We start from the raw sequence: 17049 nt of genomic DNA, 5'->3' as shown, positions 1-17049 counted from the left end.
CCGTATATTGTAGGAAAAGAAATACGTAAATCTTCCACTTCTAATAATTTATTACCCATTACGTGGATCCAATACATCACGAAGACCATCACCTAAAAGGTTGAAAGCAAGGCTTACAAATAATATTGCACAGCCTGGTATTGCAGCCAACCACCAATTTGTCATCATAAATTCCCGCCCTGAAGAAAGCATCGCCCCCCATTCAGGACTCGGAAGTTGAGCTCCCAACCCCAAAAATCCAAGACCAGCAGCCGTTAAAATAATCCCAGACATATTCAAAGTTAATCGTATAATTACTGAAGGAATACACATGGGTGCAATATGAAACATAATAATCCGCCAAGCAGAAGTCCCCTGCAAGCGAACTACAGAAACATAATCAGAAGAACGTATCATCAAAGTCTCAGCACGTGCTAAACGAGCGATCGGCGGCCATGCTACAATTGAAATTGCAATAGAAGCATTTTCGATCCCAGGCCCCAATGCAGCTGAAAATGCCAGAGCTAAAATCAAACCTGGAAAAGCAAGAAAAATATCGACAATGCGCATAAGCACAATATCAACCCATCCACCCATATAACCAGATACAGTTCCAACGATAAGCCCTATTGGACCGACAATAATTGCTGTAAGAAAAACAACATAAAGAGTAAGACGGGAACCAAAAACAAGGCGGCTAAAAATGTCACGTCCTAATTCATCCGTCCCCAAATAATGCGCCATAGAAGGTGGCTGCAACCGATTCCCCAGATCATTGCTAAGAAAATCATGCGTAGCAATCCAAGGAGCAAAAAATGCACATATGACCATAATACAAATAATAAGCAGACCGAACACAGCCGAAAAGTTATGAAAAAACTTAACCAGTGTATAATGAATTCTTTGTATGCTCGCTTGAATTATGGACCGTGGAACAGGATCATTTAACCAATTTCCCAAAGCAGATGATGATTGCGATTTGTGATGATTGCTTACTGTCATATTCAGCGCGTCCTTGGATCAAAAATGCGATAAAGCAAATCAGAAAATAAATTGATGGCGACAAAGATAAATCCTACAAGTAAAGTACATCCTACAACTGCATTCATATCTCCGGCTAAAAGAGCATTTGTCAAGTAATGTCCGAAACCAGGCCAAGCAAAAACGGTCTCTGTCAAAACAGCACCTTCTAATAAAAAAGCGTAAGAAAGCGTAACAACGGTAATAACCTGAACAACAGCATTTCTAAAAGCGTGTCCCCAAACCGTTCGCGCCCACGATAATCCCTTTACACGTGCAGTAATGATATATTCCTGATTGAGCTGCTCAATCATAAATCCACGAGTCATACGGCTAATATAAGCCATAGCACCGAAAGCTAAGATCAAAGCAGGCATAATAATGTGACTAAAAACATTACCAAAAGCCTCCCATTGTCCTTGGCTTGCTGTATCCCAAAGAAAAAATCCTGTTTTGAGTTCAAAAGTATCTTCATAAAGAAAATCAATACGCCCTGGACCACCAATCCAGCCAAGCTTGGCGTAAAATATTAACAATGCCATTAAACCAAGCCAAAATATCGGAGTGGAATAACTCAAAAGTGTAAAAACACGAACAACATAATCAATAAATGAATCGCGATACATTGCTGCAAAAACACCAAATGGAATTCCAAGACTTGTGCCAATCACAATAGCAACAGTTGCAAGTTCTAATGTTGCAGGAAATACGCGCATAATATCGACTAAAACAGGACGCCCAGAAGTTAAAGCATCTCCAAAATCAAACAATAATACATTATGAAGATACTTCCAATATTGAACAATCAACGGCTTATCAAGTCCCAGTTTATAATACATTGCATCGTAAGCCTCCTGACTGATATTATCACCAAGAATAGACAAAACCGGATCTAGAGGAAGAAGATGACCAAGAAAAAAAGTAATCGTCACCAATCCAAGCAATGTGATAACAACTGAAATAAGGAATTTTAATCCCTGGAACACAAAAACCCATAAAAATATTTTTTTCTGCTTTTCTGATACAGCTCTTTCAATCTCTGAAAGTGGCAAAATCATTATAAAATTCCCTTTGTAGCAACAAAATATAAAGCGAATACCTTTTTCCATATAATGAAACAATCCGCTTATTTAAGTATATTCTACAATCCTTTTCTATCACATGCTTTATTTACTTTTCTAATTCATTGTAATAAAGCCTGTAACTATTCCAAACCCATTTTTTGATATCATCTCTCATGCCAACGGTATAATATGTCTGAAATAAATAAACCATAGGACCATGCTCTAAAACATAATGCTGTAAAGTACGATATTGCACAATACGCTTATTGGGATCTTGCTCAAACAAAGCATCCATCACCATTTTGTTAACATTTTCATCATAATATCCAGCACGCCAAGCCAAATACATATTATGCTTTTTTGTAAATGTTGGATCAGGATTAAACACGTGATTTAATGAAGCAGCATGTCCATCAGGATCAGCACTCCCCCACCCCATAATAGCAGTATCATAATTTCCGCCCCGTACACGATTCAACAATTGATTTTGTGCCATTTTTTCAATTGCAAGCTCAACACCGATTTTACGTGCATTGGCTTGAATAGACTGGGCAACAAAAGACATATAACTAAGGCTTCCAACTAAAAGATTAGCTTTAAAACCGTTAGGATAACCAGCCTCAGTAATCAGCTGTTTTGCTTTTTTCAAATCCAGTTTAAAAGGCAAACCTTCTTTTTCATCTAAAGCACCCGGAACACCCAAAGACATATAAGTAGCCCGAGGTATAGCAATTCCCTTCAAAACAGTTTTTCCAAGACCTTCATAATCAACTAAATAACGAAGTGCCAATCGGACCTTTTCGTTCGCAAAAATTGTATTTTTATTGTTTAACGATAGATAAATAATCTGTGGGCGCAAAACACGGCTAATTTTGACCGAATCTCCTTTTTTTTCAAGATCTAAAATATCCTCTGCAGAAAGATCACGCGCTATATCCACATCACCTTTTTCCAAAAGAAGTCTTTGACTTGATGAATCCGCTACGTGCTGAATAACAATCCGCTTAATTTTAGGCACATCACCCCAATAATGCTGTGTAGCTTCTAATACAACTTTATCCCCTGGAGACCAGTTCACCAATTTATAAGGTCCAACACAAGCTGAATGTGTTGCTAAATATTTATTCCCCATATCACCATTAATACTCTGTGCTTCAATTGTCTTCCGATCAAGCAACGCAGAAGTATAAGATTGCCCAATACCAGTCAATATGATCTGAATAGGATAGGGTTTATCTAATTTTAATTGTAAAGTCTTATCATCAAGAGCCTGAATATTTGTTTCAACATTGTTTTTGGTAAACCCATAGTCCTTTAAAAATTGAGCATAGCTCAATCCCAATTTAATAATCCGTTGCATCGACCATACCAAATCTTGCGCCGTTGCTATTCTTCCATCATTAAACTTTAAATCATCACGAAGATGAAAAACTATTCTTTTGCCATTATCTAAAACATCCCAAGATTGTGCCATAGCAGGGCGAATTTTTGTAGGATCATGTTCATCATATTGCACTAATGCGCTACAAATATTCATCAATAACTCACTCGTTACAACCTCAACAGTTTGCGCTGGATCAAAACTACTAATTGAATCAATATTCCATGCCATCACCAATATATCCTTAGATGAAGCACTAAATGCTGATGTCACAGCTCCATTTAAAAAACCTATAATGCTTAATAAAATACAAATTCTTTTTAACATTCTTTTTTCCCCACTTTATCTCTTCCTCTTGTGTTCTTGCACCTTTGCACACAAAGGATTGTGATTTTACTCTTTCATCTCTTTAACAGCATGGTATCAAACATCAAATTCAACTAATCAAACTAAACATTTATAAAATAATCCCTCTATAGATCAATCTTATATTCGGAACACAGAGAATCTATAACCATAAATAAAGATCCTCCCTAATATAACTTTCCATATTCATTTCTTCCTATAAACAACCTTAATCATATACTCTACAAACATTCCTCACAATTTCATCTTTTAAAAACTGAAGAGCTTTTATGTGGGAAAATATTTTCTTCATATAATATATGAGCGAGCTCTTTTCGTATTTATCAAAACTAAAAAACACTCTTATTTTTCAATTCCATTATAAAAAATACGTGATGTACTATTCCAATCCCACCTTTTAACATCGGATGTCATTGCTAGAACGTTATATTGTTGATAGATAAACGCATAAGTTTTTTTGCATAAGTTCTCGTTGTAAATCAGTATACATTTGCGCCCATTTTTGTGAATCTTTTTGAAACAATGCATCTCCAACTTTTTGATTCATCTTAACATCAGAATACCTATGCTTCTAACTAGAGTAGGTTGTATTTCTAACCTCAAATCGATTATTTGGATTATAAACGAAATGTGAAGCCATTGTATGAGGATCCACAGAATTATTACTCCAGCCAACAAAATCCGTATCAAAAATCCGAGCATTGATTTTTGAAAGAAATTGTATACCTGCCACATGTTCAATTCTAAGATGTATCTCCGCTTGTGCAGTACTATCTTGGAGTGATTGAGCAGGGAACAAAGTATAAGGAGCATTTGATACGAGAATTTTTTTCTCAAATCCGTTTGGATAACCAGCTTCTGCTAAAAGATTCTTGGCTTTTCGAATATCAAGTTTAAAGGGTTGCCCTTCCTTTTCATCCAAAACCCCTAAATTGCCAAAAGGCATAAAACTCGCCTGCGAAATATTAATTTCTTTGAAAATCTTTTTGCCAAGATCTTCATAATCTATAAGATAGCGCATTGCCAAGCGCACTTTTACACCTAGAGATTTTGCAGACCTGCAAAAAACAACAGATGTTAAAACTGAAGCAGTGTTAGAGCCATCCATGATGCACTGGGGATTCAATATGACAAAACCTATTTTTTCTGAGGAAAAATTACGAGCAACATCAACATCATGCTTTTGCAACAACAAGCGTTGTGCTCCTGGATCCACAACATGATGAATTAAAATCTGCTTCAGTTTAGAGGCTTGTCCCCAATAGTTGGAACTAGCGCGCAACAAAATTGCTTCTCGAGGGTGCCTTTTTAACTGATAAGAACCAACACAAACAGCATGTGTTCTCAAATACTGATTTTCCAGATCTTCACCTTTTTTGTGCTTCATAATTATCCCACGATCAAGCAAAACCGTTTCAGAAATCACAACAAGATGGTTAAGAATGAGCTCTTCCGCTGGATAAGGCTTATCAAATTTTATTACCACTGTTTTCTCATCAGGGGTAGAAAGCATCATCAACATTTTGCTCTAAAATTCTATATTCATTAAAAATTTCCGCCTTGGCCATCTGTAATTTGACGATCCGCATCATATCCCCAACAAAATCATTGGCATTAACTGGTCTACCATTATGAAACTTCAAGCTATCACGAAAATGAAAGGCAACCACAGTACTGTGACCATCATCTGAAACATCCCAATGTGTTACTAAAGCGGGAACCATTTTAACAGGACCATCTGTAGCAATACTTAATCAAGTTATCACAAATATTAAGTATTGCGAACAATTTCACTTAATATAAACATCATTGAAATATATTAATTGTATTAATATATATTCCAAGCCATTACAAGTGTATTAGCTGGTGTTTTTGTTGATATGGGCTATATAACCACCCAAGCATCATAAGCGCAGAAACAAGAAAGCTGCTCCTTTTTAATATCTTCCTTTTCAAGGTCATAGACTTTTCCTTTTATTTTTATCAATTAATAATGCTGGAATAACATGGCAAATTTACAATTGTACAAATTGAACAAATGCGTTTATCGCTTACCCAGAGTCACCCACTTTACAAATCCTTTAGTTTAAGGGTCAATTAAACCATAGAGAACATGCAATCTATATTTTTCTAATCAATCTCACATTCTTTTCATAATATCTCTTTACACATGATAATAAGCCATATCAGCCCTTAATTAATCATCAAAATGATAAACCTTGTAGCCCCCCTAAATGATAAAATTTTTAAAAAATCATTGAACACGATTTATGAACTCACTCTTCTATTTCTTAAGCGGTATTTAAAATAAAATATGCAAATTTCAAAAATCCTCATCCCCTTAAAAGACCCAATTTTAAGATGTGTCACATCTTTACTTCATGATCAAAACAGAACTAAAACAGCAAAAAACATAGGAAATATTTTTTCTAAACCTCTGCCCCGCAAAAATTGCTTAATCTTTTGAAAATTAAGTTTCAAAAAGAAGCTATCAGATAATAAAATCTAACACAAGCCGTCTGGGTTATTTAATTTCAATTTTTCATAGCTGTATTTTGTTCTATATTGTCTAAGAACATATTGAGCAATCAACAATCATACAAATAAACCAACATCACCTTCTTCACCTACATATTAAAACATGTTCTATCAAAAACTTTCAAAATTAAAGCGCAACATTACTCCTAAACCATGTTACACAATTCTATCTTTTAAACGAGCAAAAGTGCGAACAATTTTCTTAACAGGACATCGTTTTTCATCGGGAATTTTCTAAAGTATGTAATTGCATAATCTATCTTATATATTGAACACTCTTCCATCTAAAAGCGACCCTATAATCCCTATTTAAAAAAGAAACGCAAAATATTTTAATCATATCAAATTATAGTCTTAAACTATCCGATACAGTGGAGTTATCTAATCTGTATCTGGACATATACTAATTATCCTATTAAGATTAACCTCATAAAAAACTTTGCCAATTTATCGACAAAAACACCCTTCAAGATGATCATTAACGATCCCTACAGACTGCATAAAAGCATAACAAATCGTAGGACCAATAAATGTCCAGCCGCGTTTCTTCAAATCTTGAGAAAGACGAAGAGATGCAGGAGTTATAGGATGGACCGATAGAGTTTGAAAATCTATCTTTTCATAACGCTCTGATTGTGGTGGCTGAAAAAACCAAAAATAATGGGCCAAGCTCCCCCACTCTGTTACAATTTCCTGCGCCCTAAGTGAATTATTAAGCACTGATCGAATTTTTCCTTGATGGCGAACAATGTCTTTATTCTGCATCAACGCTTGCACTTTTAGCTCATCATAATGAGCAATCTTTTCAAAGTCAAAGTAATCAAATGCAATGCGAAAAGCAGACCGTTTTTTTAAAATTGTAAACCAAGAAAGCCCTGCTTGAAAACCTTCAAGACAAACTTTTTCAAACAAACAGATATCTTCAAAAACAGGTTTTCCCCATTCGTTATCATGATAAGCACAATAAAGTGGATCAGTTCCAGCCCATGCGCAACGAACCTTTCCATCCACTCCCTTAAGAAGACCTTCTGCAAGCATGAGGTTAATCGTATTAAAAGAGAGTTCCCTGGTCATCGCCAGCCGACTTTGTTTGATTGCCAGACAACTTTATCTGTTTGTGTCTTGAACTTTTAGCAGAAACAGATTCTTGTGCTGCAACACTGATATCACCATCAAAAAAACGCAAATTTATTTTCTCTGTTCTAGGAAACTGGGCCAAGCGTTTAATAGGCTTATTATTTTGCCCTAAAGCCAAAACAAAACCACGCTCTAAAATATTTTGATAAGAAGTACTTTTTAAAAGCCTATATGCAACCTCCATTTGGGCACGTTGTTTTTCCATACTACAGATAAAAGCACGATGAAGACGCGCTGTATATTCCTTTGTACTACGTCGTGCTTTTTCACTATTTAACAAACGTAGCGAAAGACGTAGACGAATAGTGTGAAAAGAAAAACGTTTTTTATCATAACTCACACAAAGAGCACGCTGCAATCGACTTGAAATTTCATCAAAAGCACGGCGGGGTAGAGCGAAAAGTTGATCAACAGTAGGAAGACCACGTCTGACTGCACACAACTTTTGTTGATGAAAATCAAAAGACCGCGCCAATCTCTTGCGCAAACGTGCTCCTAGCGACGCAACACACACTTCAAGATCAAGCTTGACGGGAACAGCTTTTTCTGCAGCTCCTGTCGGAGTTGGAGCTCGCCAATCAGCGACATAATCAATCAAAGTCCAGTCCGTTTCATGCCCAACAGCAGAAATAACGGGAAGAGCAGAGGCATAAACAGCACGAACAACAGCTTCATCATTAAACCCCCACAAATCTTCTAAACTTCCCCCTCCCCGTGCAACAATAATAAGATCAGGTTTTGGAATAAAGCCTCCTGGAGCAAGAGCATTAAAACCTTCAATAGCAGCAGCTACTTCTCTCCCACTTGTTTCCCCCTGAACACGAACAGGCCAAACCAAAACATGCAATGGAAAACGATCAGATATCCGATGAATAATATCACGAATAACAGCACCCGTTGGTGATGTTACAACGCCTATAATCTGGGGCATATAAGGCAAAGGTTTTTTCCTTTCTTCATCAAATAAACCTTCTTCTACAAACTTTTTCTTACGGTTTTCAAGAAGTGTCATCAAAGCACCAACCCCTGTTGGTTCAAGAGCCTCAATGACAATTTGATATTTTGATGCCCCTAGATAAGTCGTCAGTTTACCAACAGCTACCACTTCCATCCCTTCCTCAGGAGGAAATTTAAGCTTTTCCATCACTCCACACCAAATGACAGCTTCCAACCGCGCTTTATCATCTTTTAAAGAAAAATAAGCATGTCCCGAAGCATGAGCACCACGGTAACCTGATATCTCCCCACGCACCCGTACATAACCAAATTTTTCCTCAACAACCCGCTTTAAAGCCCCTGCTATTTCGGAAACAGTAAATTCCGCGACATTCGTTACACTTATTTTTTCACCAAATAAATTTACCATTTTTCAATCCACGCAAGTTGAAATATCTAGTTTTAACATCTACGTAAACATATCTTTAATGAGATAAAAGATCTCTTAAAAACAGAATATCTTGTAAAGTACATTCTCTCTACACCATATCCCTGCATTGTCCATACTATCCACTTGTTATCCATGAACTTTGACGTATTGCAAATTTTTTAAATCCTATGCAAGCATCGCGGTTATCATGATTGCGCTCTTTTTGTATTTTACAAGTAAAAATTATTTTTCAATTGCACTATAAAAAACACGTGACGTAGTATTCCAAATCCATTTTTACATCAAGTTGTCATCGCTAGAGTGTGATACGTCTGAGGAATAAGGGCATAGAGACCTTTCTGCATAAGTTCATATTGCGAATCAGCATACATTTGCGCCCGTTTTGTGAATCTTTTTGAAACAACACCTCCTGAACTTTTTGATTCATAGTTTCATCCCAATCCCCATGGCATCAACTAGCATAGATTGTCCTTTTAGCCTCAAACCAATTATCAGGATTGTAAATAAAGCATAAAGCCATTGTATAGGAATTTGCAAAATCATTATCCATCCCCCTAAATTGTATCAAAAGCATGTCCAGATAGTTTTGAAAACAACTTCATGCTTACAAAACATTCAATTTTAAAACGTACATCTACCTTATCTTGGAGAAACTAAGCAACAGGCAAAGCAAAAGGATAAGGAAAAGCACCCCAAAAAACAGGTCTCAAAATCTTCTAGGTAACCAACTTCCGTTAAACGCTGTTTTGCTTTTTGAAAATCAAGCTTAAAGAGTTGTCCTTCTTTTTCATTCAAAGCTTAAAAACTACCAAGAGGAATAAAACTTGCACGTGAAACACAAGCATCTTTGAAAAGCGTCTTACTAAGTTTTTCATAGTCAACTAAGATAACACATCACCAAATACACTTTTCATTAGCAAAATTGGATTTGTCACATTAAATCCCCCTGCAATCAGGATATCTCCAACACCCTTGCAACTTTAATATCTGTTGTCTCTTGGAGATCTGCCAAATCCTCTGGCATCAAATTATGTGCCATATCAATGTTGTATTTTTGCAATAGTAAATGTTGTGTTCCAAACTCCAAAACATGGAGAATTAAAATCTTCTTCCATTGCGGCAACCGGACCTAATAATTTTGGGATTTGCATGCAATACAAAGAGCTTCCAGGATGCCAATCGCTTAACTGGACCAATATAGACAGAATAACGTGCTAAATACTGTTTTCCCAGATCACCATCTTGTTCGTGTTTTATAATTGTCTCACAATCCAGCAAAGCAAAAGTACGTCGATTGGCAAAATGGCTAAGGATAAGTTATTCTGGATAAGATTTATCACATTTCATTACTACCATTTTCTCATCCAATAGCTGAAAAGCTTCATCAACATTTTTTCTGTGAAACCATATTCATTAAATGTAACCGCAATGATCACCTTCAATTTAACAACTCATCTCAAAATCATGAAGTGAGAGCGTTAACTGGACAACCATCATTGAACTTTAAACCATCACGCCAATAAAAAGCATTCACCGTTCTCTGGGTATCACTTAAAACATTCCAGCTTTTTGCTAAAGAGGCAATAAGTTTAGCTGCATTATCTTTAGCTGCTTCAACTAAATTATCACAAACATTGACAAAAACTTCCTTACCATAACAGCCTTGATTTGTGCTGAATCAAATGTGCTTGTTGAATCGAGAGCCACCACCTCACAAGGCTATTCGCTAAAGTTTTTGCTAAAACTTGTTGTACAACCAGTTCCAATGCCACAAGAGCAGAAACAAAAAACTTCTTCCTTCTCCATATCTTTTTCTTCAAATGCATAGACTGTCTCTTTTAACGTTTCTTGTATAAATTCCTCCACGCAATAAAAACGTGCAGAATAATAAGATTATAAAAACCACAAGTGCCTAAAAATAAAGTGTTAAAACTTTCAAACAACAGCACTTACCAATCATCCCCCCTATCCATATTTAGAAGCCGAACCAAACAAAAACATGCAATGGAAAACATTTTAATATAAACGAACGGTCACTCATTACAGAACCTATTCATGCTATCATAACCTCTACCGTTGAAACTATAAAACAAAGACTTCTTCTCTCTCATTGAGAAAGCTTGTCTCTTCTAGTATTTCTTATGCCACAAAGCATTACCATCGGTTATTTTAATCAACTTCATAACAAAAAAGCTCTAATAACAATTTGATATTTCAATAAAACAAAAAAATCGTCCATTTTCCAACATCAACCATCTCCCCCTTTCTGCAAAAGGAATTTAATTTTCTCCATAATTCCCCGTCAAATAACGATCTCTAATTTTATTGTATTTTCAAAACAAAAGAAATATGGGCACCACAAATCTCTGATATATCCTCTCAAGCTCTCGTACATAATAAAACTTGTTTTAACATTGTATTTTAAATGCCTTTGCTCCTTTAAAACATCCAATTCATTGCTTGCATTTTTTCAGCAAAAATATCTTTTCAATGCACTAAGGTTGAAATACCCAAATATAATACCTATACAAAAACACCACTATCAGAATAAGTAGTTTTTTTAATAAACTTTCTTGAAATATTATTTTTATATACGATAATAATAAGGTCGTTACAAAGACTTCAACGTACGAAATCCCTCACCCTAATGTGAAATATCGAAACATTATAAAAAATTCTCTATAAATTCTTAGAAACGACAGGATATCACTTCATTTAAGAAAAGAAATTCCATAAAATAGTGCAAAAAATACAATAAAATACGAATGTATTTCAAAAAAATTGTACTGATATTACATAAATACTGAGGTGGTAAACTCAAAAAAGTAAGAAAAAATAAAAAAACGTTCCTTCTTTATGATAAAGATATAACTGTACTATGATGATACAATGAAAAAACGAGATATTTGAAAGTATATTAAAATAAACCGCAAGAGAAAATTGACAGTTTCCTTTCATGCGTTTCTTGGAGGAACATTAAGTCGTGTTAGCTTAAAATTGCTCATCCTTTCATTCTTCATTGGCATTGTAATGAATTTTTTTGGATGGACTCCTTGAAAAATTATCCATAAAATAATAATTTTTCTTCAATCTCTATGGAAAACAGGATTTATAACATTCACAAACTCTTTCACATAACCATGATAGGAGCTCTTATTGTTGTGCCTATTTTTTTATCTTACGCATTTTCCATAAAAAATAAAAGTCTTAACATTTCCCCTGCGCTAATCTTTTCGAAACATCAAACGACATAAAAACCCTGTCGTCACAGCAATAATCACCGCAACAATACCATATAAGAAACGATACTTATGTGCTGCATAAAAAATTGTATAAGCGATATGTGCTTTAACAATTTCAAGAGTCGTTGTAGCGCTATCAATAAACTGGCTATCACGAAAAAGATAAGCATGGACCTTATAATGTCCAACAGGAATATTTGCCGGCAAACGAAAATGTGCTGTGAAAAGTGTATCAGAACCAAAACGAACACCACCGACTTCCTCATAATAAAGATTTTTAGCTTTTTGCAGTTTTATAAGTTCATCGCGAAAGATTTGTATTTTTTTCTGATCTTGTTCATCAGTCTGCAATGGTAAATAGAGTAACCCTAACCCCAAGCGTTTATAATCTTCAATGCTCGTAATATCGTCAATTTCACGTGTTGTGATCATAGAGTAAAAAAAAGGAACCTTTTTAAAAACAAGGGAATCTGTATTAACCCATACACCAGCGTTACGTTTTTTTTCCCGCATCACCATTGTCCGGTCTTGTCCCTCCAAGCTTACAATAACATCATAACGGTTCTGTCGAGAATATAACGGGTCAATATTTTCCAAAACACCAGCAATATAAAGATCACGACCAGCAAAATTTGCATCCACAGTAATCATATTCGTTGTTACAATAATTTGGATAGTTTCATGATCAACTTGATCAATGAAGGTAGCTGTCGTCCCAACATGTGACCATGTGGAAAAGGAAACAAAACAAAAGCAACCTGTAATGATATATAAAGGAAATAATCTACCCATTTTTATCTCATAAGAATATCCAGAGAAAAAAGATTATCGGGGCGTATAAATAATTGAAAAGCAAGACGCAAACACACAATCCACACCAAAAATGCAAGTGCCATCCGCAACTGTTCAGCCTTTAACTTCCGTCCAGCCCGTGTTCCATATTGCGCGCCAATACTTCCTCCAAGCATTAACAAAAAAGCCAAGACAATATCAACGGACTGATTAGTCATACTTTGCAAAACTGTCGTGAAAGAAGATACAAATGTAATCTGAAAAAGGGATGTCCCAATCACCACACTGGTTGGAACACGCAGCAGGTAGATCAATGCCGGTATCATAAAGAATCCCCCACCAATTCCCATAACAGAAGACAACAACCCTACAATAAAACCAATCCCTAAAACTGGAATAATGCTGACATATATCATAGATGTCCGAAAACGCATTTTTAACGGTAATCGATGAATCCAATTATGTCGACCAGCAAGCCGAATATTGGCTTTTTCTGCCTTACGTTTGCGCATCATATCAGACCAACTTTCAATAATCATCAAGCTTCCTACACTTCCAAGAAGAATAACATAAAGAAGCGAAACCATTAAATCTAATTGACCTAATTTTTTCAAAACAGAAAAAATCTGAATTCCGATTAAAGAACCAATCCCTCCTCCAATTGCCAAAAGGATACCAAGTTTGATATCGAGCGTACGCCTTCTAAAATGTGTAATCGCCCCTGTGACAGAGGATGCAATCATTTGGTTAGCACCTGTTCCTACAGCAATAGCAGGAGGAATATTATAAAAGATCAATAAAGGCGTGATAAGAAAACCACCACCAATTCCAAAAAGTCCTGAAAAAAAACCAGCAACAACTCCCATACCAATCAAGATCAGCATATTGAGTGACATTTCAGCAATTGGTAAATAAATACTCACTTATAGCACTTTCAAGATAATTTAAAGCTTTTTAACAATTAGAGAGTCTTTCTCCAATTATCCTCTTTTCCAATAATCTCTGTTGCGTATAAAAGGATAATTCTAGCTGCTCTATAGCTTTCTACAATCATGAATGCACATTACATTTCACATCAACATCATAAAAACTAAAAAAAGCAATCTCCTTTAAAAAGCTATCAAAGACATAATGTTATCGCTACTATAAATGCAATGATTAAAAAACAAAGAACACTTTTTTTACCCAATAAGCTAAAAACGAGCTACTCTCGCGAGACCGCACCTTTAAAGAAGAAAAATTATTCTCAATGCTATGATTAGATGATTGCACATCCATTTCCTTTTCTTCTATCACAGCATACTCCCCTACTTCCTCAGTCTTTTTTTTACAAGGAGGATTCATAACATCACTTGGCAAAGAGCTTTTATTTTTTTTCTGCAACACATTTTCAACATTCGTTTGGAGTGGAATTATACCGTTTGATCTCGAAAAATCTTGTACCTTTTGAAGTGATAAGCGTTCTTGATTTTCCTCACATTCCATATGGGCAAGTTTTTGTACAACAGAATCAGGAAATTTTGAACGCGACATACGTCGTGTTACTACGACCTCTTCTGAATTTTTTTTTTCACTATGCAAACTTTGAACAATTGTTTTAATCTGCTCTAAAGACTGGAAAAGCTTTTTTTCCCTTTGACGACGTATATAATATTCAGCTAAAATGGCTCGACTAATATCATCTAAGTAAGATTTAAAATGCTCTTCTACCAAACTTTGCCGTATCAAAGGACGGGGGGGGATCTTCATTTGCATTTGTGCATAAACAGTGCGTAATTTTTGAGCAATATCCGCCATTGTTGCTTCCACAGACGTATCCACTCTCTCTTTCTGCTCAACAGAAGAGAATTTATCATTCCTAATTTGATTGGTTGCCCGGTCGATCGTATGACCTTTCGTATTCACAAATGTCTACCCCTCATTAATCTTCTAATAAAGAATCGCGCAAATGATTAGGAAGTATGATCTATTTTAGTAAATATAGTTTTAAAAAATCGCAAAATTTTCTTTCCAGAAATATTTTTCTTACTCTATTATCCCGAATATTTAAGAAAGATCTTTAATTTTTCTGTGCACAAAATTTTTCTGTGCACAAAATTTGAAGAGCAAAATCATTCCCCTATTTTTTATTTTTCATTGCATAAAGTACCTATTGCACCATCATAAACAAAATATATGAAACTAAAAAAGAATATTCTCATAAGACATATTGATTTTTTTACTTTTTATTCAAGCAAATAAGGCAATTGTAAAAATACAAAAGATATGAAGATTGAAAATAACACCAAGAAAATGCAATAAACGTAAAAAAAGCTTATATGTAAAGAGAATACAAGTTATCAATGGGACTTCATTCTCAACAATTTGGTTTCTTATGATTATTGCTGTAAACTTATAATCATACAAATAAAAGAGGATCATCATGAAGATAATTGTCGCTGTTAAACGTGTTGTTGATTATAATATCAAGATCCGCGTTAAACCTGATGGTACAGGCGTTGATCTGTCTCATGTAAAAATGTCTATGAATCCTTTTGATGAGATAGCCATAGAGGAAGCAATTCGCCAAAAAGAATCCGGTAAAATTTCAGAAATTGTTCTTGTTTCAATTGGCCCAGAAGCAACCCAAGAAACTCTACGAACAGGACTTGCAATGGGGGCTGATCGTGCACTCCTTGTCACAACAGATCAAACACTTGAACCCTTAGCAATTGCTAAGGTTCTCAAAGCCATTGTTGATGAAGAAAAACCCGATATGGTCTTTTTAGGAAAACAAGCAATTGACGATGATAACAACCAAACAGGACAAATGCTCGCTGCTCTTCTCGGTTGGGGCCAAGCAACTTTTGCCTCCCATCTTAATATAGAAAATGGGCATGCGACAGTTACCCGTGAAGTTGATAATGGTACCCAAACCCTTTGTCTTCCCCTACCCATAGTTATGACTGCCGATCTACGGCTAAATGAACCGCGCTATACCACTCTACCCAATATCATGAAAGCCAAAAAGAAAACTATTGAACAAAAAGCTCTTGCTGATCTTAGCATTGATACGAAAGCACGCTTAACAATTTTAAGTATTGAAGAGCCAAAACCGCGTCAGCCCGGTATTAAAGTGGCAAATGTAGTAGAACTGGTCAGTGCACTAAAACAAAGAAATTGTATTTAATATTCTCACCACTAGTGTAAAAGAAACACTCATATAAAAAGGCAAAAACTTATGGCAATTCTTTTATTGGCCGATCATAATACAGAAGAAACCGCAAGAACACTCACCGTTGCGCGCGCACTCAATGATGATATCGATATTTTGGTTTGCGGAGAAAAAATTCAAACGATAGCGGAAAAAAGTGCTAAACTGAATGGTGTGCGGCAAATTCTTATTGCCGAAGCAGACTATTTAGCACATCAACTCGCCGAACCTATCGCAGACACAATTATTAAGTTAGCAAATGATTATGATGTAATCATAGCTGCATCCAACAGCACTGGAAAAAATGTAATGCCGCGCGTAGCAGCTCTTCTTGATCTTATGCAAATTTCAGATATTACCGCCGTTCTTTCAACCAATACTTTCAAACGACCAATTTATGCAGGCAATGCACTTGAAACTGTACGCACCAATGAACAAAAAAAAATTATAACAGTTCGCACGGCTTCTTTCACCCCAACACCCTTTCAACATAACTCAGTCCCCATTAAAACAATACCACCAGCTCCCAATCCAAATCTTTCTTCTTTCGTAAAAGCAGAAACCAATAAAAGTAATTGTCCTGATCTTACCTCAGCACGTGTTATTATATCAGGTGGGCGTGGTCTTGGTTCTCAAGAGCAATTTATGGCACTTCTTCTTCCCCTTGCAAATAAATTAAATGCTGCTTTAGGTGCTAGTCGCGCAGCAGTTGACGCAGGCTATGCGCCTAATGATTGGCAAATTGGACAAACAGGCAAAGTTGTTGCACCTCAACTCTATATCGCCGTTGGCATTTCGGGAGCGATCCAGCATTTAGCCGGTATAATGGATGCACAAATTATTGTTGCTATTAATAAAGATGAAGAAGCCCCTATCATGCAAATTGCCGATTACACCCTTGTAGGTGATCTCCACCAAATCATTCCAGAATTGGAGAAAGCTTTATAAGC

Annotated in this window: 9 protein-coding genes and 4 pseudogenes; 3 read left to right on the top strand and 10 right to left on the bottom strand. The window is 35.8% G+C overall.

What is annotated here, in order from left to right:
* Positions 1-51 precede the first annotated feature (51 nt).
* The 7 genes and pseudogenes from GGR08_RS05695 to GGR08_RS08315 form a co-directional block, all read right to left on the bottom strand.
* Positions 52-981 (bottom strand): ABC transporter permease, encoded by a 930-nt coding sequence (locus GGR08_RS05695; RefSeq protein ID WP_183194412.1) that lies wholly within the window; start codon positions 979-981, stop codon positions 52-54.
* 2 nt (positions 982-983) lie between these two features.
* Positions 984-2057, bottom strand: coding sequence for an ABC transporter permease (locus tag GGR08_RS05690; protein ID WP_183194411.1), 1074 nt, complete (start codon positions 2055-2057; stop codon positions 984-986).
* A gap of 112 nt (positions 2058-2169) precedes the next feature.
* Positions 2170-3771, bottom strand: a complete 1602-nt coding sequence (locus GGR08_RS05685) for an ABC transporter substrate-binding protein (RefSeq protein ID WP_183194410.1) — start codon at positions 3769-3771, stop codon at positions 2170-2172.
* 381 nt (positions 3772-4152) lie between these two features.
* A pseudogene (locus GGR08_RS05680) lies at positions 4153-5772 on the bottom strand (ABC transporter substrate-binding protein).
* 1023 nt (positions 5773-6795) lie between these two features.
* The gene (locus GGR08_RS05675; protein ID WP_183194409.1) at positions 6796-7422 is read right to left on the bottom strand and encodes a DNA-3-methyladenine glycosylase I; all 627 of its coding nucleotides are present in this window, start codon (positions 7420-7422) and stop codon (positions 6796-6798) included.
* Positions 7400-8851 carry an exodeoxyribonuclease VII large subunit gene (gene xseA, locus GGR08_RS05670; RefSeq protein ID WP_183194408.1) on the bottom strand — a complete coding sequence of 484 codons (1452 nt, stop codon included), beginning with the start codon at positions 8849-8851 and terminating at the stop codon, positions 7400-7402. Before xseA ends, GGR08_RS05675 begins: the two co-directional genes overlap by 23 nt.
* A 243-nt stretch (positions 8852-9094) precedes the next feature.
* A pseudogene (locus GGR08_RS08315) lies at positions 9095-10698 on the bottom strand (ABC transporter substrate-binding protein).
* A gap of 1096 nt (positions 10699-11794) precedes the next feature.
* Here GGR08_RS08315 and GGR08_RS08310 point away from each other — a divergent pair.
* Positions 11795-12074: pseudogene (locus tag GGR08_RS08310) on the top strand (DUF6460 domain-containing protein).
* Between the two features lie 22 nt (positions 12075-12096).
* Here the strand turns inward: GGR08_RS08310 and GGR08_RS05665 are convergent.
* The 3 genes and pseudogenes from GGR08_RS05665 to GGR08_RS05655 all read right to left on the bottom strand — a co-directional run bounded on the left by GGR08_RS05665 (position 12097) and on the right by GGR08_RS05655 (position 14811).
* Positions 12097-12906, bottom strand: a complete 810-nt coding sequence (locus GGR08_RS05665) for a TIGR02186 family protein (protein WP_183194407.1) — start codon at positions 12904-12906, stop codon at positions 12097-12099.
* Between the two features lie 2 nt (positions 12907-12908).
* Positions 12909-13829 (bottom strand): TSUP family transporter, encoded by a 921-nt coding sequence (locus tag GGR08_RS05660; protein WP_183194406.1) that lies wholly within the window; start codon positions 13827-13829, stop codon positions 12909-12911.
* A 127-nt stretch (positions 13830-13956) separates the two neighbouring features.
* Positions 13957-14811, bottom strand: a pseudogene (locus GGR08_RS05655) (hypothetical protein).
* Between the two features lie 517 nt (positions 14812-15328).
* Here GGR08_RS05655 and GGR08_RS05650 point away from each other — a divergent pair.
* Both GGR08_RS05650 and GGR08_RS05645 read left to right on the top strand, forming a co-directional pair.
* Positions 15329-16075: an electron transfer flavoprotein subunit beta/FixA family protein gene (locus GGR08_RS05650; RefSeq protein ID WP_183194404.1), complete on the top strand. Its 747-nt coding sequence runs from the start codon at positions 15329-15331 to the stop codon at positions 16073-16075.
* Positions 16076-16126: 51 nt separating this feature from the next.
* Positions 16127-17047 (top strand): electron transfer flavoprotein subunit alpha/FixB family protein, encoded by a 921-nt coding sequence (locus GGR08_RS05645; RefSeq protein ID WP_183194403.1) that lies wholly within the window; start codon positions 16127-16129, stop codon positions 17045-17047.
* Positions 17048-17049 lie beyond the last annotated feature (2 nt).

Origin of the sequence: Bartonella fuyuanensis, from assembly GCF_014197255.1 — a bacterium.
GTDB classification, from domain to species: Bacteria; Pseudomonadota; Alphaproteobacteria; order Rhizobiales; family Rhizobiaceae; genus Bartonella; species Bartonella fuyuanensis.
Note: the sequence above shows the minus strand (reverse complement) of the source record. Positions and strands in the feature narration are given on the sequence as shown.